Consider the following 21160-nt stretch of genomic DNA (forward strand, 5'->3'; position numbering starts at 1 on the left):
GCACAAGGCCGTAGCGTTTCCAGTCCTCAACTTGCTGCGTCTCGCCAGAGTCCCCTTTCAGCCTACGCCACACGACATTTTCCGCGCACTACCGCCACCCTTGCCTACCCGCTCGCCCTGGCCCGACCGAAGCTCATGCCCGAACCCGCCTACACCCTGCAGGGTGTGAAGGCCGAGATCGACGCCATCATCTGGTACGGCGGGAACGTGCAGCACAGTCTCACGGCGGACGGCGGCTACACCACGCGCCTCGAGCTGGAAGCCAAGCTGCCGGAAGACCTGGTCGCCGACCTGGTCGACGAGATCCAGGGCGACTACACCGGCATCATCGCCTACTACCGAGATCCCGAGACCGGCAAGGAGCACACCCTCACCGAGGGCGACCAGAGCAAGCCGCGGCGGCTCAGGCACCTGTACGCCACCAAGGCGACGGCGAAGCGGGCCGTGGAAAGGGAGTGGAAAAAGCTGAAAGAAACTGACCTGGCTACCTAACGCGGTAGAGCAGGCTGACAGTCCGAGGCACTAGCCAATGGAGAAACAACCCACTCACTACCTGGATCAATAATGGAAAACCTTTGGCGAGCTTCGCAAGGCAGTACCAAATACTTACCATTCACAGAGCCCACCAATATTGATTTATCAGCTCCAGAGAGCCTAGACGCCATATAAGTAGAACCCAGCCCTTTAGCAACTTCCTTATATTTCGAATCCGTAGCTATATAAATTAATACAGAGAGTAGAACAGGAACCCCCATGAAGTAAATTGAAAGATTCTTCGCCTCACGCTTCTCATATATGGAAAAAAATAAATCATAAAATATTGGCCCCATATAAACATAAGGGAACACCTCCATTACGGGGTCAAAAAACACTGACGATTTGGAGAATAATTTCGAAAGCCCGCCAGCGATCAAGAGGGAGACCAACCCTATCAACCCTAGGATAACCTGAGAATTCTGAAGCGAATTCTCTCGCCATTTTGTAAAGCTAAATATTACTGCCGAGACAAACGCCGCTGCCACCCCAACAGCGCCATTCGCTATAAAGTCTTGTGGCCCATGAAACCTAAGAACCTACGTGCAATCCAGAACCGCATATAGGACTGCTAGCTTTAGATAGCCCAGAGCATACGTGACAAGTGTAAGAGTCGTTATAATTGCCCCAAATTCGATGATTCGGCGGGGTGGTTTTTCAATGTCAGCAGAACCTTCCATGCTCGCACTTTCCTAACAGGCAAATTGTTATTAACCAATCATAGCGGATTAGATTGCATAATCTAGCCAGCCTGCGGTAACTCCCCCCCACCTTGTCATATACCCCCGCGACAACAGCTCCCGCCGCATCTGCCACCCCGGATCGGCGGGCACCCGCCCCACGTGTAGCGCCGCCCGCCCGTATCGCGCATTGATCCGGTCCACCACCCGCATCCGCTCGCTGGGCCGCCCCTGCCAGGCCGGGGCGAAGAGATCCGGCGTGAACTCGTCCGTCTGCACGATGCTGCCCAGCACCCCGGCGCACTTCGAGTAGGCGTAGCCCTCGCGATAAATGGGGTCCAAGCCGGCCAGAACGACCTGCACCAGGAGGCGGGTGTAATCGATAGGGTGCGCGAGCGGGATACACAGGCTGCGGTAGTAGCGGCGCTCCTCCAGCTCATGCTGCCCGGTCTGGATGCTCACCAGCGCCAGCGTTCGGGTGCTGGATATCCCGACGCCGATGGGCATATGCACTCGCGTCAGGCTCTTACGGTCCAGCCCCAGGACGCCAAGCAGGCCGATGAGGTCCGCCCAGCACTTGTTGATCGAATACGCCTCCACGTCCAGCACCATCCCCTGGATGGTCCGCACCACCCGGTTCGAGACGTCGGCGTAGAGCTTGTAGTTGGAATTGAGGAAGCCCACGTTGTGCTCTGGACACGCGCCATATCTCACTTTCTCATCGATACTTAAAGGGTCCGCTTCCAATCGGATGCCTGGCTTTCCTGATAGACTCAACCCTGAACTCCAGCATGCTGCAGACCCGGATTTCTACGCTTGTTCTGCCGTTTTTTGGCAGTGAGACGTTAGCGTTCCCCTTCCGATTCAACTCATGCTCCTTACGCTTGCGACCTTGCAGCTACAGCTCTACTGAAGCGGCTGAAAGGTAGCAAACCAGCTCCACACAGACGTACCGAGATGCTTGCCGAAACCGCCTCAAACCCAGCAACCACGCGCCCTGAGCCGTCCCGCCGCTTCTCCGTGGCGCCCATGATGGATCGGGTCGACTGAAGCTGAAACGCCCGTCTGGCGCGGCCTCCAGAACCTCCCGCTTCGCTTCGTAGCAAATTTGTAGCACTGACCTCTTCCAACCCCTCCTTTTCGCCCTCCTCCACTCGCGTTTCCGGGCTGTTTGTCGACGCCTCAGCCAGCGCCTGAGCGTCAGCATGTGAGCGTCTGTGAACGTGCGAGTGCGTCAGAGCGAGCGGCGGACGTTTAGCGCGCTAATTGGTCACTATCCCCGTTTTATATTCAGGCCAGGGGATACCGTTATTTCTGTTACCACTTTGGCGGATTCCCCTGGAGCCCTTGTGCCATGCGGCCTCCAACGATTGGTCTTACTGTTCCGGCTGCGTAATTTCACCGTTCTCCAGTAACAAACCCTACTGTTACGATGAAAAATAGATAAATCTATGTAATTCAGTAACTTAGAAAACTGGAACGCTGACAGGAACAGTGCCGTAACAGTAGCCAGGAAAGGCCACAGTCCAGGCGTGGCGCGGGTTGTAGCGGATTGGACTGGCTCGGGAACGGCGGTAACGGCCCCCCAGCCCTCTATGGAAAATGAGGGTCGCGGGCTTCGTGAGAAAAGCGTGGGTGGTGCAGGGATTCGCAGGGATTTTTAGCCTACGGTATCCCCCTTCCGCCCCAGTAGCGGCGCCGGCCGTAGCCTGGTGCAGGGCTGCAGAAAAAGTGACCCATTTAGCCCGCAGGCGTGGCGGGGGGACGACGGCGCGCGCTAGGTACACGACCGTAGCCGTTGAGCCGTCCCAGCTAGCGAGCTGGCTATCCGTTGTGATATCCATCACACAATCACTAAGCAAGGAGGCTGTATGACTGTGTTCGTCGCTGGCATTCATGGAGTGGGTAAGACGTACCTTTGCGAGGGGTTTTCCGTTCACACGGCGATACCTCATCGCAGCGCAAGCACACTGATCAAAAGCGAAAGGGAAAGAGTCGACTGGGGCAAGGACAAGCTAGTCAGCGGTATCGATGAAAATCAGCAGGCTCTTGCTACCGCCGTTAGCAAATGCCTACTGGAAAATGCAGACCTGCTGCTTGATGGTCACTTCGTGCTTAAAGACGCTTCCGGTAACTTCGTCAGACTGGCGCCACCGATATTCACATCTCTTGCGATCACTGCGGTAGTGCTTATAGAGAACGCGCCCGACGTCATTGCATCGAGACTATCTGAGCGGGACGGAACAGCAGTTCCGGACAATATTTCAGAATTTCTTACCGCAGAGCGAGAACAGTCTAAACTGGTAAGCAATATACTTGCTTGCCCGCTGATCACGCTCAACGCCCCTTCCGCGGCTGAATTTTACGACGCAGTTTTACCGCTATTTCAAAGGAGAGTATAAAGATGGAACTTAAATCCACCCAATTCAAACACGTAAACCTTGCCGATAGCTTTTTCGACTCACTAAAGGCTGCATATGCAGAGTTCAGTGATTGGTTCGAAAGGAAAGCGGATGAGTCGGCATATGTATTTGAAAATGAAAACGGCGTCCAAGGCTTTCTATACTTGAAACCGGAGGACGGGATCATTGACGATGTCAGCCCGCCTCTTCCTGCAAAGCGCAGGATCAAAGTAGGCACAATGAAAATTGTCGCTCACGGTACTAAAATGGGTGAGCGATTCGTCAAAAAAATCTTTGACCATGCGGTGTCAGCTTCGGCGGAAGAAATATACGTAACAGTATTTGAGGAACACGAAGGTCTCATTCGTCTTCTTACACGCTACGGATTCAGATTGATCGGAAGCAAACAAACAGATAACGGAACTGAGCAGGTGATGCTCAAGTCGCTCGAAGCGCCATTTGAAAATTTCTATTCTAGCTATCCGAAAGTCAGCTTGAGAAATGCCAACTGCTACGTACTTTCCATTTATCCACAATGGCACACTAGGCTTTTACCAGACTCCATTCTGAGAACTGAGCGGAGTGATATCGTCGAAGACATATCTAGTGCAAACAGCATTCATAAGGTATACCTCACCTCGATGAGAGGTGTGGAAGTCCTCAAGCCAGGAGACGCCATCGTTGTGTACAGAACAAGCGATGGTCAAGGCCCAGCTCATTATCGCTCCGTAACCACCTCGATTGGAGTGATTGAAGACTACAAGAACATCCGAGAATTTGCCACTAAAGATGATTTTTTCCGATACTGTAGAGCCCATAGCGTATTTACTCATGAAGAGCTTGAAGAATTCTGGAAAAGCAAAAAATACTTTCACGTATTCAAGTTTACGTATAATATAGCTTTCAGAAGGCGTGTAAATCGCGCAACCCTCATTGAAGAGCTAGGATTATCTTCGTCGTATTGGGGATTCTTCCAAATAAGTGACGAGCAGCTACGAGCGATCGCAGCTAAAGGCGAGGTAAATGAAAGTCTTATTGTCGATTAAGCCGGAATATGCTGAAAAAATTCTAAAGGGCACGAAGAAGTTTGAGTTTAGAAAAGCAATTTTCAAAAACCCAAGCGTTAAAACGGTCGTAATCTATGCCACCTTGCCAGTAGGCAAGGTGGTAGGCGAGTTCGACTTCGACGAGGTCTTATCAGGCAATCCTGAAGAGATCTGGCTAGAAACAAGGAAGCACTCTGGCATCACGAAAAAGTTTTTCAAGAGCTATTTCGACGGGCGAATAACAGCGCATGCCATTGCCGTTCGAGAAGTACGGCGATACGATTCGCCGCTAGAGCTAAACCAAGTAATACCAAGTGGATGCGCGCCTCAGTCTTTCTGCTATCTGTCTGAAAAGGCGCCGCAGCCACCTCTATCGCTTGCAAGTTAAAAAAGCCCCTTTTAGGGGCTTTTTTTTTAGAACAGCGACGGCGGCTCGGCCTCAGTGTCCCAGCTGAAGATCAGCACCTCCCCAGCCTTGCTGCCCTTTCCGCCGCCCACCGTATAGTTGATCTCAGTCGCCTCGATCCGGAACGCCTTGAAGCACTCGCGGATGGCTGGGTGATCGTTGAGGCTGATTATCGCCTTGCCCTTGAGCTGGCCCAGCATCCTGGCCATCTCCTCATACTGCTCGAAGCCGAAGGGCGCGCCGTACCCTTCCGTCTCCCAGTAGGGCGGGTCCATGTAGAAGAGCGTGTGCTCCCGATCGTACTTGCGCAGGCAGTCCTGCCAAGCCAGGTGCTCGACGTAAACCTCAGACAGCCGCAGGTGCGCAGCAGATAGGGTCTCCTCGAGGCGCAGCAGGTTCAGCCCGGGCGGCGTGGTCGTGGCGGTGCCGAAGGTCTGGCCAGCGACCTTGCCGCCGAAGGCGGACTGCTGAAGATAGTAGAAGCGTGCAGCGCGCTGGATGTCCGTCAGCGTTTCCGGGTTCGTCATCTGCAGCCACTTGAAGACCTGGCGGGAGCTCAGCGCCCATTTGAACTGGCGGACGAACTCCTCCAGGTGGTGCTGGACGACCCGGTAGAGATTGACCAGGTCGCCGTTGACGTCGTTGAGGACCTCCACCTCGGCGGGTACCGGGCGAAGGAAGAACAGCGCTGCGCCCCCGGCGAAGGGTTCGACGTAGCAGCTGTGCCTGGGGAAGAGCGGGAAGATTCGGTCGGCAAGGCGGCGCTTGCCGCCCATCCATGGAACGATAGGTGCGGACATCGGTTTCCTTACTGTGGGAGTTGCGTGAGTTCGTATGGCCGGAAGCGAATCACCTCCTCCCCCAGCCATTCGTTGACCTGGGCCAGGCGAGCCTGCAGCGGCTCAAGCTCATTGGCGGCGTAGACCAGGGCGGCATCGCGGATCGAGCCGAAACCGCCCGCGTTCTGCGGCACGATCCCCATCAGCTGCGGCGGAATGCGCAGGCCCGCGAGCATGTCGTCGCGGGTGATGCTCTTGATCGAGTTGAATTCGTCCTTCGCTGCCACCTCGCTGACCGGGATCAGCTGGATACCGTCTTTCTTGCCGTTGGGCGCGTAGACGAAGAGATTGCGGAAGTTGCCTGGGCCCTTGGCAGAGCGCAGCGCGGTGCGCAGGGAGTCGATGTCTTCCTCTTTCTGCGCGGCGTCGGTCATGTAGAAGATGAAGCCGGCGTGACTGCCGTTGTTGTAGTACTTGCGCCGGAACAGCGTGGCCGACTCGTTGAGCAGCGCCGACTGCATGGCCGCGAGCCACTCGGGCATGCCGTAGATCTCCTGGTTGATGTCGGCCTCGCGCAGGTGACAGATGGTGCCCGGCGCGAACTCATGTTCGTCCTGCCAGCCGCGCACCTGGAAGAAGCGGCCCTCCTCCCCTCGCCGCATATATTTGGCCAGCGGCGGCTGCAGGCTGATCGGCGTGCCCAGGCGCGATTGCCTGCGCTCCAGGTAGGCGTTGCCGCACCAGAGGTAGTCCAGGGCCAGTTGTTCGAAGGCAGCGCGGCTCAGCAGCGGGTGCGGGATGAAGGTGCGGGCCAGGAGGTTGCGCTTGAACTTGAGGCCCGAGTCCAGATAGACGCTGGCCCGGGTGGCCTTGGCCAGGCCGTCGAGGGATAGCGGCGGGTCGTAGTAGCGGCCGTTGAACCAGCACTCCAGGTAGTCAAAGACCTCGCGGCCGTCGAGCACCGGCGCCGGTTCGCCGAAAGTGAAGGCTTCGACGCCAGGCGCGTGGACGGCCGGGCTGACCAAGGCGGTGGAATCGCTCATCAGTAGATCTCCATGACGCCGGTGTTGCGGCCGGTCTGGCCCTCCAGCGGCTCGTTGTGCAGGGCATGAAAGAGGGCCCACGCGAGATCCGCGTGGCCCGTGGTGTCGTTGCGGCCGGCGGTATAGGTGAATTGCCGGCCGCTGGCGGTGGTGGTCTTGCGAATGGCCATGAGCGACTGGGCGACGTCAGTCCAGCCGGCGTCAAATTCGAGCCGGCCGTTCTTGATCACGTCGTAGGCCTTGAGCACCAGGCGGGTCTTCACCTCGGGCGAGTAGCTGAAGGTGGTCAGCCCCGGGAAGAACTGACGCACCAGCTGGGCCACGCCGCTGCCCATACCGGTGACATCGATGCCGATATAGCTCACCCAGTAGCGCTGACAGACCTGGCGGATCGCCTCGGCCTGCGCCGCGAAGTCCATGCCGCGGAACTGGTGACGCTCGAGTACGCGAAATTTGCCACCCGGTACCGCCGGCGGTGCGACCACCACCAGGCCGGCGGTGTCGCCGGTCTCGGCCGGGTCATAGCCGACCCAGACCGGGCGATCACCCAGCGGCCGGGCGGCGAAGGGCTTGTAGTCCTCGGCCCACTCGACCCAGCTGTCCACCATGCAGGGCTGCAGCATGGCCAGCGGGAAGATGCTCGCGCCGTCGTCGACGAACTGGCACATCAGCAGGTTCTGGAAGGCCTCGGCCGAGTATTCGAGCTTGAGCTCCTCCAGGTCGAACAGGTCGCAGCCGCGGGCCTCGGCATCCAGGATGGTGACGATCTGCCGCCAGATCCGGTCCTCGCAGAGCCGGCCCTGCTGCAGGGCGTCGTGTGAGACGTCCAGTTTGAGATGCTGGGCGACCGGCTTGCCCTTGTTGAAGCGCTCGCCGGTCCAGAAGGTGTAGGCCTCATGGGCCATCGAGCTGGGCGTCGAGAAGTAGGTTCGGCGGTACTGCTTCTGCATGGCCATGCCGCTGGCCACCTTGTTCAGCTCCTCGAAGCGGAAGGTCCAGAAGAATTCGTCGAAGTAGAAATTGCCGTGGTAGCCCTGGGCGGTGCGGGCATTGGTGCCGAGGAAGTGCAGCTCGGCGCCGTTTGCCAGGATGATCGGATCCCCGGTGACATCGACGCCACAGACCTCCCGGGCGAAGGCCTGGATATACGCCTTGAAGATATGCGCCTGATTCTTGCTGGCCGACAGGAAGATCTGATTACGCCCGGTGATCAGGGCGTCCAGGAAGGCTTCGCGGGCGAAGTAGAAGGTGGCGCCGATCTGCCGGCTCTTGAGGATGGCGCGGGTCCGCTGCTGGCCTGCCCGATACCAGTCGAGCTGGTAGCCGAAGCACTGGTCGCGGAACGCGCTCTCAAGGGCCTCGATCTGCTCCTCGGTGAATTCGTTGCGCGCGGCCTTCTTCTTGGGCCCGGCATTGCGGTTGTCCAGCTTGGGATTGAGCTCGGCCTCGGTACCGCCGCCTTGGAAGCGCTGGATCCGCGCCTGGCGCTCCAACTGGCGGTGCAGCAGGTCGATCTCCTTGAAGTCGCCACCGGTCTTGGCCTCCTTGAGGATCAGCTGCACCAGGCGCGCCTCCAGCGCCCCACCGATGCGCTCGACGTTGTCCGCCCGATCCCATTCGTCCCGAGCCTTCCAGCTATGGACGGTCTTTTCCTTCTCCTCGATCGCCTCGGCGATCTCCGTTACCCGCCAGCCCATCCAGTAGAGATGCTTGGCGCGGCGGCGCACGTCCATCAGCAGGTCGGTGGACGGGATAGGCACGGAGTCGGATTCAGGTAGGCTTTTCATGGCCGCCAGACTGCCGCCCTGGCTCCCTCCTCCATAGCGCGAGGATTTGTACAGCGCGTCGCTACAACGGCCTCTCGTTGCTGGGACGCGCGCGCGTCCCGACCATGCCCCTCATCGCCCAAGCACTCCCGCTAAGCCTTTGAGGATCCCCGGCATGGCCGACCCCAAGACCCCGAAACTTCGCTCTCCCTTCTTCCGCGTCGCCGTCGAGGGCGCCACCAGCGATGGCCGCCAGATCGAGCGCGCCTGGATCGAGCAGGCTGCGGCCAGCTACAACCCCAAGACCTACGGCGCCCGCATCTGGATGGAGCACATCCGCAGCAGCGTGGCGGACAGCCCCTTCAAGGCCTACGGCGATGTGGTCGCGGTGAAGGCCGAAGAGGTCGAGATCAACGGCCAGAAGAAGCTGGCCCTCTTCGCCCAGATCGAGCCCACCGCCGACCTGGTGGCCATGAACAAGGCCAAGCAGAAGATCTACACCTCGATCGAGATCTCGCCCAAATTCGCTGACACCGGCGCCGCCTACCTGGTCGGCCTGGGCATCACCGACAGCCCCGCCAGCCTGGGTACCGACGTGCTGTCTTTCGCCGCGGCCAATCCGGCGGCCAACCCCTATGCCAGTCGCAAGCTGCATGCGGACAACCTGTTCACCGTGGCCGAGGAAACCGCCCTCACCTTCGACGAGGTCGAGGACAAGCCCGGCCTGGGCGCTCTGCTTTTCGCCAAGGTCCAGGAGCTGCTCAAGGGCAAGGAGACGCAGACCCAGGGCGAGTTCGCCCAGTTCGGCGCCGCGGTCACCGCCGTGGCCGAGCACGTTCGCGAGCAGGACGAGCGCTTCACCCGCGCTGAGGCTGCCCTCACCGAGCTGGCCGGCAAGCACCAGCAGCTGCAGACCGACTTCGCCGCCCTGCAGCTGCAGCTTAGCCAGACCCAAGACCCCAACCAACCCAAGCGCCCTCCGGTCACCGGCGGCGATGGCCAGAACCTGACCGACTGCTGATCAGCCGTTCACCTTTCCGGAGAGATCCATGCGTAACGATACCCGTGTGCTGTTCAACCAATACCTGGAGCAGGTCGCCAAGCTGTCCGGCGTCTCCTCCTCCGCGGCGACCTTCGCCGTGGCGCCCACCGTCCAGCAGAAACTGGAGACCCGCATCCAAGAGTCCAGCGACTTCCTGAGCAAGGTCAACATCATCCCCGTCGACGAGCTGATGGGCGAAAAGGTCGGCCTGGGCGTCTCCGGCACCATCGCGGGCCGCACCGATACCAGCGGCACCGCCACCCGCCAACCCCGCGAGATGCAGGCGCTCGACAACCGCGGCTACGAGTGCAAGAAGACCGACTTCGACACCGCCATCACCTACCAGCTGCTGGACACCTGGGCCAAATTCCCGGACTTCCAGTCTCGCCTGCGTGACGCCATCGTGAAGCGGCAGGCCCTGGACCGGCTGATGATCGGCTTCAACGGCACCAGCGCCGCGGCCACCACCAACCGCGCCACCAATCCGCTGCTCCAGGACGTGAACATCGGCTGGCTGCAGCAGTACCGCAGCAACGCGCCCCAGCGCGTGCTGAAGTCGGGCAAGGCTGCTGGAAAGATCGTGATCGGTACCGGCAGCGACGCCGACTACAACAACCTGGACGCCCTGGTCTTCGACGCGGTCAGCAACCTGATCGACCCCTGGTACCGCAAGGACCCGGGCCTGGTGGTGATCCTCGGCCGCGACCTGGTGCACGACAAGTACTTCCCGCTGGTGAACAAGGAGCAGCCCGCCTCCGAGAAGCTCGCCACCGATGTGATTCTGGCCCAGCGCCGCATGGGCGGCCTACAGCCGGTGGAGGTGCCGTACTGCCCGGACAGCGGGATGCTCATCACCTCGCTGCAGAACCTGTCGCTCTACTACCAAACCGGCGGCCGCCGCCGCTTCGTCAAGGAGGCGCCGGAGAAGAACCGCATCGAAAACTACGAGTCGAGCAACGACGCCTACGTGGTCGAGGACTACGGCTTCGGCTGCCTGATCGAAAACATCGTGACGGGCATGTAAGCCATGGCCTCCTCTCCCGCGAAAAGCCACTTCCAAGCAGCTGCAGCGGCACTCGCCGCCGCGGCCGCCGGTCCGGCCGACAGCATGGCGGGTCGCACCGTGTACGAGCAGCAGCTGGCCCAGCTGCTGCAGGACCGGCTGCGACTCAAGCAGGTGCAATCCACTCAAGCCAAGGCCGAGCTCAAGCGGCAGCTGCTCGGCGCCTACGCCGACTACGTCAGCGGCGTGCTCGAGGGCGGCAACGGCGCCCAGGACGAGGTGCTGGTCACCGTGATGATCTGGCGCATCGATGCCGGCGAGTTCGCCGGTGCCCTGGACATTGCCGCCTACGTGCTGCGCCACGGCTTGCTGATGCCCGATCGCTTCGAGCGCACCCCGGGCTGTTTGATCGCCGAGGAAGTGGCCGAGAGCGCCTTGGCCGCGCAGAAGGCCGGCCAGACCTTCGACCTGGACATCCTGATCCGCACTGCCGTGCTCACCGATGAGCACGACATGCCCGACGAGGCGCGCGCCAAGCTCTATCTGGCCATCGGCCGGGCCGAGCTGGCGGACGTCGACGAGGATCGACCCGGCCGACCGGGCCAATTGGTCTCCGCGATCGAGATGCTGCGCAAGGCGATCGGCCTGCACGACCGCTGCGGCGGCAAGAAAGACCTGGAACGGGCCGAGCGCCTGGCCAAGAAACATGCCGCCCCTGGCGGTTAACCGAGCGGTCCCCCGCAACCCCGCCGGCTCGGGGCGGATCGGCCAGGCCTCGCCTGGGACCGTGAAGCCCCGACCACCGGCGACCCATTCGAGAGCAGCACCATGAGCGGATTCGTTGCAGGCGGCACCATCGTAAGCGGTCAGGTGGTGTCCGACCCCTTCTGGCCGGCGATCGATCTGGACCAGGTCCGCGCGCGGCTGCGGATCGACAGCAGCGTCAGCACGGAAAAGCTGAAAGCCGCGGTGATCGCCGCCGCCATCGGCGTCAACCGCGAGCTTGCCGGCTACCGCTTCGCCCAGTCCACCAGCGGCTACGCGACCCTGGCCACCGTGCCCGGGCTACTGGTCGACGGCATCAGCGAGCGTGCCCACCTGTACCTGCGCGCGATCGATGCCGCCACCGCGGCCGAGGTCGCCGAGCGGTACCGCAGCTACGACAGCACCGCCAAGGGCGACAAGGACGCTGAGGCGCTTACACCCACCATTGACGAGTACCGCCGCGATCAGCGCTGGGCCATCCGCGACTTCCTGGGCCTGGCTCGGACCACCGTGGAGCTCATCTGATGGCCACCGTCGTGCGCGCCCAGCAAGGCGACACCCTGGACCGGATCTGCCTGCGGCACTACGGGCGCACCCAGGGCGTCACCGAGGCCGCGCTCGAAGCCAACCCGGGCCTGGCGGAGCTCGGCCCCATCCTGCCGATCGGTACCCCTATATCCCTGCCAGACGCCCCCGCCCAAGCCTCTGCCGTCATTGCCGCGCAGCAGCCGGTGAACCTCTGGGACTGACCCCATGCACGAGAAACCTCCTATGCCCGACCGTCCCGACACCTGGGCCTGGCTCGCCGCCTGGCTCGAACACAACTGGCCTGCGCTCTACGCCGGGCTGGTCGCTGGCGTCATCGCCGCGCTGCGCATCGCCTACGGCGGCGGCACCCTGCGCCGCGTGCTGCTCGAAGCGCCTCTCTGTGGCGCCCTGGCCCTGGCCGCCAGCCATGGCCTCTCCCTGCTGGGCATCCCTGCCAGCACCGGCCCCTTCTGGGGCGGAATCATCGGACTGCTTGGCGTCGAGGGCACTCGCGCCGCGGCCAAACGCTTCGTCGAACGCAAGGTGGAAACGCAATGAACCAGCCCAAGACCCTGATCATCGGCGCCCACGGCCTGGCCGTGCGCGACCTGCAGAAAGCCCTGGCCGCGGCCGGCTTCACCGTCGACCTGGACGGCGACTATGACGAGGGCACCGAGCAAGCAGTCGCAGCCTTCCAGCGCTCGGTCGGCCTGGTGGCCGATGGCATCGCCGGACCGAAGACCTTCGCCGCCCTCCTCGGTAAGCGCGACCCGCTGCACCTGGGCTACGCCGACCTCGAGCTCGCCGCCAAGACCCTAGGCGTCCCCGTCGCGGCCGTTCAGGCGGTCAATGAGGTCGAGTCCAAGGGCGAAGGCTTCCTGGACAACGGGCGGGTGGTGATCCTGTTCGAGCGCCACGTCTTCTACCAGCGCCTGGTAAAGGCCCACGGCCAGGCCGAGGCTGATCGCCTGGCTGCGCTCAATCCGAACCTGATCAACCCGAAGTCCGGCGGCTACGCCGGCGGTGCGGCGGAGTGGCAGCGCCTGACCTCGGCCCGGCAGATCGATGAGGCCTGCGCGCTGGAGTCGTGCAGCTGGGGCCTGTTCCAGGTCATGGGCTACCACTGGCAGAACCTGGGCTATGCCAACGTCCAGGACTTCGTCACCCGCATGCAGGCCAGCGAGGCCGAGCAGCTCGACGCCTTCGTCCGCTTCGTCAAAGCGGAGCCCGCGCTGCTCAAGGCCCTAAAAGCCAGCAAGTGGGCCGACTTCGCCCGCGGCTACAACGGCCCCGCCTACGCCCGCAACCTCTACGACGTGAAGCTTGAGCGCGCCTTCGCCCGCTACGGCGCCGCCGCCCCGGCTAAGGACGCCGCATGAGACCCATCACCGATGTGCAGCGCCTGGTGCTACAGGATGGGGAAGTCTTCATCCTGCCGGCCGGCGCGTCCTTTGAAGAAGCCGAGCGCCTCTGCGAAGCCATCCAGACCGCCAAGCCGGGCGTGCTGGCTGTCGTGGTGATCGGCGAGCTCGAGCACCTGGACCAGGCGGCGTTGAACCGCGCTGGCTGGTACCGCCAATGATCAGCTGGAAGGAGAAGGCGCTCTTCGCGCTCGCCCTGGCCCTGACGATCGCCGTGCTGTACCTGACCCTCTATGCGCAAGGCCTGCGCATCGACCAGGCCAACCTGAAGCGCGAGGCCGCCGAGGACCAGGTCACCCAGCTGACCGGCGAGCGCGACCACCTCACCGCCACCCTCACCCAGCAGCGGGCCGCCCAGGCCCAGCTGCAGACCACCCAGACCGACCTGCGCCGCGAGATCGATGTCCGCAAGCGCCGGATCCAGGAGCTCGAAGATGAAAACGCCGACCTCAAGGCTTGGGCTGGCCAGCCTCTGCCTGCTGCTGCTCGCCGGCTGCGCCAGCGGCCCGTCCTCACCGGAGCCGCGGCTTACCGTGAGTGGCTGTCCAGTGGTAACGCGCTGCCAGCTGCCGTCGACCGCCCCGCGCAATAACGGCGAGCTCCTGGACGACAGCGAGGTCCTGGAAGCGGCCTGGGCCGACTGCGCCGCCCAGGTCGATATGGTCTATGACGCACAGCAGGCACGCCCATGAACAAGCCCGAAAGCCTCCGCGCTCACCTGCTCGCCGCTGTGCCGGAGCTGCGCCACAGCCCTGACCGGCTGCTGGTCTTCATCGACAAGGGCAAGCTGCGCTGCACCGCGGCGGCCAGCCTGTCCTGGGAGTACGGCTACGAGCTGCAGATCATCCTGACCGACTTCGCCGGCCACCCGGACGCCGTGATGCTGCCGCTGCTGGCCTGGGTCCGGACGAACCAGTCCGAGTTGCTCGTCAACCTGGACAAGTCCGCCCAGGGCATCGGCTTCGAGGCCGACATCCTGGACAACTCCAAGGTGGATCTGGCGATCACTCTGCCCCTCACCGAGCGCGTGGTCGTCAAGAGCCAGCCAGACGGCACCTATCAGCTGAGCCACGTTCCAGAATCGAAATACACCGAGTACCAGGAGCCAGGCACCTGGCAGGTCTTCGCCGGTGGCGAGCTGCTGGCCGAGTGGCAGTCCGGATCCGGTGGCGACGCACTCGCCCTGGAGACACCGCAGCCGGGCCGCAGCCGTGGCTGATCTCGAGGCGCTGGAGACCTGGCTCTCGCCGCTCCTGCAGAAGCTCGACGGCCGCGGCCGGGCTCAACTGGCACGGAAGGCTGCCCAGCACCTGCGCCGCAGCCAGCAGCAGCGGATCCGTGCCCAGATGAATCCGGACGGCTCACCGTTCGAGGCCCGCAAGCCGCGGGATCTGCGTGGCAAGAAGGGCCGCATCAAGCGGCGCATGTTCGAGAAGCTCAAGATGGCCCGGTACCTCAAGGCCAAGGGCTCGCCGCAGCAGGCGGTGATTGGCTTCGCTGGCCGCGTCTCTCGCATCGCCCGCGTCCACCAGTACGGCCTGAAAGACCGCGCCGAGCACGGGGCCCCCGAGGTCCGCTACACCCGTCGTGAACTGCTAGGATTGCAGAGTGACGACATCCAAGATTTGAGAGATGTCATACTCGAACAACTCGGCATTTAATATGAAAAATCCAACTGTCGATGCGCCAAGCAAAACCCTTTCTAAATTTTTCACTTTCAATGAGAACAGTCTTCAAGCTCTTTCCGAGCCCTATTTCTGGTTTTCAAGGCCTGAGGACTTCAATGATCCATTCGAAAGCAAGGTTTCTATAATTTATCCAGACAACGTTTGGAAATGTATAGAAGCGTTTGACGCACTCGCCGCCAGAAGCACACAAGAGGACTGGAGAGAACGCTCAGCTGCAGCTAGAGAAACAGCACAAACCGATCCTAACTACGTACTGGAACAACTGAGACCAAGGCTCGAAGAGATCGAAACCTTTTCATTCGAAAAAGTTAGAAAGGCATCAATGTGCTGCTTCTTTAATGAGCAAGATAACAAAAAAGACGATCTCAACATCCTAATGTGGGCCCATTATGGCAACGGATTGAAAGGCTTCAAAGTGGAATTCGAATCTCAGATTCTTATAGACACTCTCCCAAAAGAAATAGCAATGCTCCCAGTAGCGTACTCAAAAAAGTTTCCTACCGTGAAAATGCTGGATCTAGTTAATGCATATGCCAGAAGTGATATTTCGGGCGCAGCGTTGCTACTCGTAGCTCACATAGGAACGAAGCATTCCGCATGGAAGTACGAAAAGGAATATAGATTTATATCTGATACTCGTGGAGAGCATAAATACGATGCGAAAGCTATCAAAACAGTCACTTTTGGAGAAAAGATGCCTGAAGCTCAGCGAAAAGTGATCGCTGCAGTTACCAGATCAATAAATCCTAACATTCATTATTATGAAGCCAAACGAAGTTCAGATAGCTATCAGCTTATTAAAACACCCTTAACCCTCTGACCCAGTAAGGCGAACGTGCTAGTAAGTAATTACTGATTCATACCCCAAAAAATCATTACCACATACTCTATGTACAGAGGTTTTCACGAGGCTCCGCGGGATAGATTTTTGTAGCACACGCAGGTACACCGTCTAATAGCTGCAACCCGCGTACACGACCGCCATCCTCCGCGGCATGACCGACATCGCCGCCCTTTCCCGCCTCATCGAGAACCTGATCCGCCTTGGCACCGTTGCCGAGGTCGACCATGGCAGTCTCCAAGACAAACGCCCTGCCCGGGTTCGGGTTCAGAGCGGCGACCTGCTGACCGGCTGGCTGCCCTGGACCGCCCTGCGCGCCGGCACCACGCGCGACTGGGACCCGCCAACCGTGGGCGAGCAGGTCCTGGTCCTCAGCCCCAGCGGCCAGACCGCCCAGGGCATCGCCGTCACTGGCCTGTTCAGCGCCCTCATCCCTGCCAACGGCGATCGCGCCGGCCTGGACCGCCGCACCTACCCAGACGGCGCCGTCGTCGAGTACGACAGCGAAGCCCATCGCCTGCGCGCCATCCTGCCCGCCGGCGGCGTCACCGATCTGACCAGCACCGGCGGCATCAACATTATCGGCCCGATCAACCACCAGGGCGACTACACCCAGACCGGCAACCAGAACGTCACCGGCAAGGTGACCGTCAGCGAGGACGTGGTCGCTGGCGGCATCAGTCTGGTCAAGCACCCGCACGGCGGCGTGCAGCCCGGCAACGGTAAGACCGGAGCGCCCACGGCATGAACCGAACCACCGGCCTCACCGTCACCGAGCTCGAGCACCTGCAGCAATCCGTGGCCGACATCCTCACCACGCCGATCGGCACCCGGACCATGCGCCGCGAGTACGGCTGCGATCTGTTCAGCCTGATCGACCAGCCGCTCAACCCGGCCCTCGCCCTGCAGGCCAAGGCCACCGCCGTGACCGCCCTGCTGCGCTGGGAGCCGCGCCTCAACCTCACCTACATCGGCATCAGCCTGGGCGACGCCCCGGGCCAGGCCTTCGTTGACCTCGAGGGCTACAGCACCGTCAACGATGCCGCCGTCAGCCTCCGCGCACCGCTCACCCTGGGAGGCCTGTAATGGTCGACACCTTCAGCCCCATCGACCTCAGCCAGCTGCCGGCCCCGACCATCGTCGAGACCCTGGACTTCGAGACCCTGCTCACCGCCCGCAAGGAGCGACTCATCAGCCTCTACCCCGCGGCCGAGCGCGCCGCCATCCGCGAGCGCCTGGCCCTGGAGTCGGATCCGGTCAACAAGCTGCTACAGGAGAACGCCTACCGGGAGCTGGTGCTGCGCCAGCGGGTCAACGATGCCACCCGCGGCGTGATGTTGGCCTTCGCCGTGGGTACCGACCTGGACCAGCTGGGCGCGAACTTCAGCGTGACTCGGCTGCTGCTCAAGGCTGCCAACCCCAACGCCGTGCCGCCCACCGCGGCCGTCTACGAATCCGACGACGACTTCCGCGCGCGGATCCAGCTGTCCCCCGAGGGCTACACCACCGCCGGCAGCCAGGGCAGCTACGTCTTCCACGGCCTGTCCGCCGATGGCAACGTCCGCGACGTCCAGGCCATCAGCCCGGCGCCGACCCAGGTGACCATCTACGTGCTGTCGCGCCTGGGCACCGGCTTGGCCTCGCCCGAGCTGCTGGCCAAGGTCACCGCCGCGCTCAACGCCGAGAAGGTCCGACCGCTCACCGACAAGGTGACCGTGCTGTCGGCCAACATCGTGGACTACCAGGTCAACGCCGAGCTCACCCTCTACGACGGCCCGGATTCCGATGTCGTGGTCGCGGCCGCCTACAAGGCGGTCGAGGACTACGCCGCCAGCGTGAAAAAGATCGGCTATGACGTCGCCCTGTCCGGCCTGTACAAGGCCCTGCACCAGTCCGGCGTCCAGGCGGTCAAGCTCACCCAGCCCGCCGCCAGCCTGGTGCTGGGCAATGGCGAAGCCAGCAACCTGACCGGCGTCACCCTGACTGTGGCGGGTGCTACCAATGTCTGAGCTGCTGCCACCCAACAGCACGGACCTGGAGCGGCGCCTGGCTGAAACCGGCAGCGCCATCAGCGACGTGCCGGTGCCCACCCGGTCGGTCTGGGACCCGAACACGGCCCCGGCCGAGCAGCTGCCCTGGCTCGCCTGGGCGCTATCCGTCGACGCCTGGGATCCGCTGTGGAGCGAGAACCAGAAGCGCCAGACCATCCGCGCGAGCATCCAGGTCCACCGCACCAAGGGCACCTTCGGCGCCATCAAGGACGCCCTGGCCGCCCTGGGTTTCCCGATCCGCGTCCAGGAGTGGTACCAGCAGGATCCGCCCGGCAGGCCCGGCACATTCCGTCTGCTGATCGACGTCGACCAGGTCGGCGTGCCCAACAGCAGCGCGCTGCGCTTCATGCCTGTCGTTGAGGCGGCCAAGAACCTGCGCTCGCACCTGGACACCATCGAGCTGCGCGTCGCGACCAAGACCCGCGCCTATCGCGGCGCCGTCTCCGCGGCCGGCTTCGAGCTGACCGTTCGCCCCTCCGACACCCAATACGCCGCCCTGGAGCCTGGCTTCGTCCTGGCTGAATCCGAGCTGCACCAACTCACCAACGTGGACCTGGTCCAGGCGCTGGAACTGAAAAATGGCTGACTTGACCCTACCCGAGGTAATCACCCGCTTCCGGGGGAATGAGGCGCGCATCGCTGAATTCACCAACGGCAACGCCGCGGGCTACTACATCACCGTCGACGGCAAGAAAGTGGAGACGCTGCCCAGCGTGGTCTCCCGCCTTGCCGCTGCGATAGCGGCCGCCAGCGCTACCCGAAACGACCTGGCCGCCGCCGGCGGCGCGAAGCTGATCGGATTCGGAGCCGTCACGCTCGACGCGGCCCTGGTCGCCCAGGCGAAGGGCATCGCTGACAACGCGAAAGCCATCGCCGACCTGGACACCGCCAAGCTCGCCAAGGGTGGCGGCACCATGACCGGCGCGCTCACGCTGGCTGGCGCTCCGACCGACGCGCTCCACGCGGTCCCTAAGGGCTGGGCGGACGGCACCTACTGGAAGCCGGGTATCGGTGACGTGCTGGCCACTATGCGCGGTGCGCCAGATGCGTCGTGGATTCCCGACAACGCGACATACCTACAGGCCAGCTATCCAGCGCTGTTCGCAAGGGTCGGCACCATCAATTACGACTCCACCGCCTCAGGCTTCACCAAGCCCGGCTATTCGTTCAACACCACGGGAGGACTCTGTCTTTTAGGTATGGGCGGAGTCTTTCTGACTACGGATAGAGACCCGAACAATAGCCAACAATACCTGCTCCGTAGCACGACCAACGGCGCCTCCTTCACGCAGACAACGCCGCCATACTCGCTAATCAACTGCGGCGCTACCGACGGCGCAGGCGTCTGGATTCTCGGATGCACCGGCGGCCGCGTCCTGCGCAGCGTGGACAACGCCCAAACGTGGACGGTTATCGACACGGGCGGCGCGAACGACTTCAACGCCATCGCTACCGACAAACTTGGCCGCTGGATTGCCCCATCCTCGGGCAATTTCATGATGCGCTCGACCGACAACGGGCTGACCTGGACCAAGGTTCTCAGCCCGAACAGCAACGCCGGGGCTTGCATCGCGGCCAATGGCAAAGGGACCTGGGTCATTGGTAGCACCGGCGGCGGGCACTACTTTTCTACGGACAACGGCGCCACCTGGGCGGTCAATGTGCTGCAAGTCGGCTCGTGGGTTACCAACGTATGGTCGGATGTCGCCTATGGCGGCCCCGGTGTGTTTGTCATGGTCGGCTACATGAACACGAATAGCGGGTGGTATGCCGCCGCCGCGTATTCCGCCGATGGCGTGACCTGGAAAACCAGCACCCTCCAAAACAACACCGCCTCTTCAAGCTGGCGGGTAGCAATCGGCAAGGATGGGACGACCATCATGGCCGGCTACACCCAAGGGATGAACCGGACCATTGTCTCCCTCGACGCCTCTGGCCAGCCTACCTGGTCGGCATTTTCCGGAGGCGGCGCCGGCCTCTATCCGCTGACCATCGCAACGGACGGAATGGGGACCTGGATGTCCACCGCCTCCAGCGACAAGTTCCTCTGGCGCTCTGTCCCTAGCTACGACATCAAGACGCAATTCTACGTCCCCAAGGCTGCTGCCCAGCCGGCCCCCTACGCCAACTTCATCAAGGCCAAATGACCATGGACACCATCACCCTCTACCAATGGGGCGCCGATGGCGTCCTGGCTGGATCCATCCAGGCCGACCCTATGGCGGGCATTCCCGAGCGCAGCACACCGACTGCACCGCCCAAGCTCAAGACTGGCCAGGTGGCCGTCTGGAATGGCCAGGGCTGGAGCGCTGCGGACAAGGCCCCCGGGCATCCTGGACCGTCCCAGGCTGAGCAGTTGGCCGCCATCGCTGCCAAGCGCTTCACCGTCGAAACCGGCGGCATCTCCGTGCAGGGTCTGGCTATCGACACCTCCCGCGACAGCCAGAACTTGATTACCGGCGCTGCCTTGGCTGCGGACCGCGACCCGGCCTATAGCGTGAAGTGGAAGACGGCGGGCGGCTTTGTCGAGCTATCCGCCGCGCAGCTGCTGGCCCTGGCCGACGCCGTTCGCAAGCACGTCCAGGCCTGCTTCAACCGCGAGGCCGACCTGGCCGAAGCGGTCGACACCGGCACCTACCAGGCGGCGATGCTCGAGCAAGGGTGGCCGGTATGACCAAGGGCCACTTCGAGAGCCGCCCGGCCATGCGCCAGGTGGACCGCTGGACCTGGGAGCTGGTCGAGCCGCTGGTCTTCGTCGACCCGGTCTACGGCCGCATCGTCGTGCCCGTAGGCGAGCGCAGCGACCTGGCATCGATCCGTTTTCTGCGCGAGGTCGCGCGCTGGGCCCTGATCCTGGCGGCTGTGACCTGGGCCGCCGGCGCACTCTGCGCCCTGCTGCTGCCCCTGCAGGCGGCCGCGGATCCGCTGCTGTGGACCAGCCTGGCCGCCACCGGCATCTATGCCGCCCTGGCCGGCTACGCCGTGCTGGCGGCGTTCGTCCACGACTTCCTCTATCGCACCGGCCAGCTGCCCCGGGCGGCGGCGGACGCGGTGCTGTACCGCGCCTGCCGGGCTGAGGGCGAAGCGCGCTGGCGGGCATTCATCTTCTGGATCGGGCCACGCCTCGGCGGGGCCAGTCACTACCACACCGGCAGCAAGGGCTGA

27 protein-coding genes and 2 pseudogenes are annotated in these 21160 nt (G+C 62.3%); 24 read left to right on the top strand and 5 right to left on the bottom strand.

The window, feature by feature from the left end:
• Nucleotides 1-36 precede the first annotated feature (36 nt).
• Nucleotides 37-492: pseudogene (locus QE444_RS14160) on the top strand (phage late control D family protein); the annotation flags it as partial.
• Here the strand turns inward: QE444_RS14160 and QE444_RS14165 are convergent.
• Nucleotides 489-1022 carry a hypothetical protein gene (locus tag QE444_RS14165; RefSeq protein ID WP_309739250.1) on the bottom strand — a complete coding sequence of 178 codons (534 nt, stop codon included), beginning with the start codon at nt 1020-1022 and terminating at the stop codon, nt 489-491. The pseudogene QE444_RS14160 and the gene QE444_RS14165 overlap by 4 nt on opposite strands.
• Nucleotides 1023-1262: 240 nt before the next feature.
• Complete coding sequence (locus tag QE444_RS14170) at nt 1263-1928, bottom strand: DUF4113 domain-containing protein (RefSeq protein ID WP_337960392.1); 666 nt, start codon at nt 1926-1928, stop codon at nt 1263-1265.
• 1157 nt (nt 1929-3085) lie between these two features.
• Between QE444_RS14170 and QE444_RS14175 the strand changes: the two genes are divergently transcribed.
• From QE444_RS14175 to QE444_RS14185, 3 genes are read left to right on the top strand one after another with little or no spacing between them, the layout of a single operon-like run.
• The gene (locus QE444_RS14175) at nt 3086-3616 is read left to right on the top strand and encodes an ATP-binding protein (protein WP_309739252.1); all 531 of its coding nucleotides are present in this window, start codon (nt 3086-3088) and stop codon (nt 3614-3616) included.
• Between the two features lie 2 nt (nt 3617-3618).
• A complete protein-coding gene (locus tag QE444_RS14180) occupies nt 3619-4662 on the top strand; it encodes an N-acetyltransferase (protein WP_309739253.1) in 1044 nt (347 codons plus the stop codon).
• Nucleotides 4640-5050 carry an ASCH domain-containing protein gene (locus QE444_RS14185; RefSeq protein ID WP_309739255.1) on the top strand — a complete coding sequence of 137 codons (411 nt, stop codon included), beginning with the start codon at nt 4640-4642 and terminating at the stop codon, nt 5048-5050. The genes QE444_RS14180 and QE444_RS14185 overlap by 23 nt, the downstream gene beginning before the upstream one ends.
• A gap of 26 nt (nt 5051-5076) precedes the next feature.
• On the opposite strand, the gene QE444_RS14190 is transcribed toward QE444_RS14185, so the two are convergent.
• The 3 genes from QE444_RS14190 to QE444_RS14200 are packed head-to-tail and all read right to left on the bottom strand — an operon-like array spanning nt 5077 to nt 8677.
• On the bottom strand, nt 5077-5868 hold the full coding sequence (locus tag QE444_RS14190) for a DNA adenine methylase (protein ID WP_309739257.1): 792 nt from the start codon (nt 5866-5868) through the stop codon (nt 5077-5079).
• Between the two features lie 8 nt (nt 5869-5876).
• Nucleotides 5877-6890, bottom strand: coding sequence for a phage portal protein (locus QE444_RS14195; protein ID WP_309739259.1), 1014 nt, complete (start codon nt 6888-6890; stop codon nt 5877-5879).
• Complete coding sequence (locus QE444_RS14200) at nt 6890-8677, bottom strand: terminase ATPase subunit family protein (protein ID WP_309739261.1); 1788 nt, start codon at nt 8675-8677, stop codon at nt 6890-6892. The genes QE444_RS14195 and QE444_RS14200 overlap by 1 nt, the downstream gene beginning before the upstream one ends.
• A gap of 154 nt (nt 8678-8831) precedes the next feature.
• Between QE444_RS14200 and QE444_RS14205 the strand changes: the two genes are divergently transcribed.
• From QE444_RS14205 to QE444_RS14300, 20 genes and pseudogenes are all read left to right on the top strand, one after another.
• On the top strand, nt 8832-9677 hold the full coding sequence (locus tag QE444_RS14205) for a GPO family capsid scaffolding protein (RefSeq protein WP_309739263.1): 846 nt from the start codon (nt 8832-8834) through the stop codon (nt 9675-9677).
• Between the two features lie 28 nt (nt 9678-9705).
• On the top strand, nt 9706-10722 hold the full coding sequence (locus QE444_RS14210; RefSeq protein WP_309739265.1) for a phage major capsid protein, P2 family: 1017 nt from the start codon (nt 9706-9708) through the stop codon (nt 10720-10722).
• Nucleotides 10723-10725: 3 nt separating this feature from the next.
• Entirely contained in the window at nt 10726-11427 is a 702-nt protein-coding gene (gene gpM / locus QE444_RS14215) for a phage terminase small subunit (protein ID WP_309739267.1), read from the top strand.
• A 102-nt stretch (nt 11428-11529) separates the two neighbouring features.
• On the top strand, nt 11530-11991 hold the full coding sequence (locus QE444_RS14220; protein ID WP_309739270.1) for a head completion/stabilization protein: 462 nt from the start codon (nt 11530-11532) through the stop codon (nt 11989-11991).
• Nucleotides 11991-12215 (top strand): tail protein X, encoded by a 225-nt coding sequence (locus tag QE444_RS14225; RefSeq protein WP_309739272.1) that lies wholly within the window; start codon nt 11991-11993, stop codon nt 12213-12215. The genes QE444_RS14220 and QE444_RS14225 overlap by 1 nt, the downstream gene beginning before the upstream one ends.
• 22 nt (nt 12216-12237) lie before the next feature.
• Entirely contained in the window at nt 12238-12552 is a 315-nt protein-coding gene (locus QE444_RS14230; RefSeq protein ID WP_027599397.1) for a phage holin, lambda family, read from the top strand.
• Complete coding sequence (locus QE444_RS14235; RefSeq protein WP_309739276.1) at nt 12549-13373, top strand: N-acetylmuramidase domain-containing protein; 825 nt, start codon at nt 12549-12551, stop codon at nt 13371-13373. Before QE444_RS14230 ends, QE444_RS14235 begins: the two co-directional genes overlap by 4 nt.
• Nucleotides 13370-13576, top strand: coding sequence for a hypothetical protein (locus QE444_RS14240; protein ID WP_309739278.1), 207 nt, complete (start codon nt 13370-13372; stop codon nt 13574-13576). Before QE444_RS14235 ends, QE444_RS14240 begins: the two co-directional genes overlap by 4 nt.
• A pseudogene (locus QE444_RS14245) lies at nt 13573-13926 on the top strand (LysB family phage lysis regulatory protein); the annotation flags it as partial. The gene QE444_RS14240 and the pseudogene QE444_RS14245, both read left to right, overlap by 4 nt.
• Nucleotides 13850-14107, top strand: coding sequence for an Rz1-like lysis system protein LysC (gene lysC / locus QE444_RS14250; RefSeq protein WP_309739280.1), 258 nt, complete (start codon nt 13850-13852; stop codon nt 14105-14107). The pseudogene QE444_RS14245 and the gene lysC, both read left to right, overlap by 77 nt.
• Nucleotides 14104-14634 carry a phage tail protein gene (locus tag QE444_RS14255; RefSeq protein ID WP_309739282.1) on the top strand — a complete coding sequence of 177 codons (531 nt, stop codon included), beginning with the start codon at nt 14104-14106 and terminating at the stop codon, nt 14632-14634. The genes lysC and QE444_RS14255 overlap by 4 nt, the downstream gene beginning before the upstream one ends.
• Nucleotides 14627-15076: a phage virion morphogenesis protein gene (locus QE444_RS14260; protein WP_309739284.1), complete on the top strand. Its 450-nt coding sequence runs from the start codon at nt 14627-14629 to the stop codon at nt 15074-15076. Before QE444_RS14255 ends, QE444_RS14260 begins: the two co-directional genes overlap by 8 nt.
• Entirely contained in the window at nt 15048-15923 is an 876-nt protein-coding gene (locus QE444_RS14265) for a DUF2971 domain-containing protein (protein WP_309739286.1), read from the top strand. Before QE444_RS14260 ends, QE444_RS14265 begins: the two co-directional genes overlap by 29 nt.
• A gap of 175 nt (nt 15924-16098) precedes the next feature.
• Nucleotides 16099-16692, top strand: coding sequence for a phage baseplate assembly protein V (locus QE444_RS14270; RefSeq protein WP_309739289.1), 594 nt, complete (start codon nt 16099-16101; stop codon nt 16690-16692).
• A complete protein-coding gene (locus tag QE444_RS14275; RefSeq protein WP_309739292.1) occupies nt 16689-17030 on the top strand; it encodes a GPW/gp25 family protein in 342 nt (113 codons plus the stop codon). The genes QE444_RS14270 and QE444_RS14275 overlap by 4 nt, the downstream gene beginning before the upstream one ends.
• Nucleotides 17030-17953: a baseplate J/gp47 family protein gene (locus QE444_RS14280; protein ID WP_017641673.1), complete on the top strand. Its 924-nt coding sequence runs from the start codon at nt 17030-17032 to the stop codon at nt 17951-17953. Before QE444_RS14275 ends, QE444_RS14280 begins: the two co-directional genes overlap by 1 nt.
• Nucleotides 17946-18581, top strand: coding sequence for a phage tail protein I (locus QE444_RS14285; protein ID WP_309739294.1), 636 nt, complete (start codon nt 17946-17948; stop codon nt 18579-18581). Before QE444_RS14280 ends, QE444_RS14285 begins: the two co-directional genes overlap by 8 nt.
• On the top strand, nt 18574-20142 hold the full coding sequence (locus QE444_RS14290; RefSeq protein WP_309739296.1) for a sialidase family protein: 1569 nt from the start codon (nt 18574-18576) through the stop codon (nt 20140-20142). The genes QE444_RS14285 and QE444_RS14290 overlap by 8 nt, the downstream gene beginning before the upstream one ends.
• A gap of 2 nt (nt 20143-20144) precedes the next feature.
• Complete coding sequence (locus QE444_RS14295) at nt 20145-20669, top strand: DUF4376 domain-containing protein (RefSeq protein ID WP_309739299.1); 525 nt, start codon at nt 20145-20147, stop codon at nt 20667-20669.
• The gene (locus QE444_RS14300) at nt 20666-21160 is read left to right on the top strand and encodes a DUF1353 domain-containing protein (RefSeq protein WP_309739301.1); all 495 of its coding nucleotides are present in this window, start codon (nt 20666-20668) and stop codon (nt 21158-21160) included. The genes QE444_RS14295 and QE444_RS14300 overlap by 4 nt, the downstream gene beginning before the upstream one ends.

This window comes from Pseudomonas sp. SORGH_AS_0199 (assembly GCF_031453735.1).
GTDB lineage: Bacteria > Pseudomonadota > Gammaproteobacteria > Pseudomonadales > Pseudomonadaceae > Chryseomonas > Chryseomonas aestiva.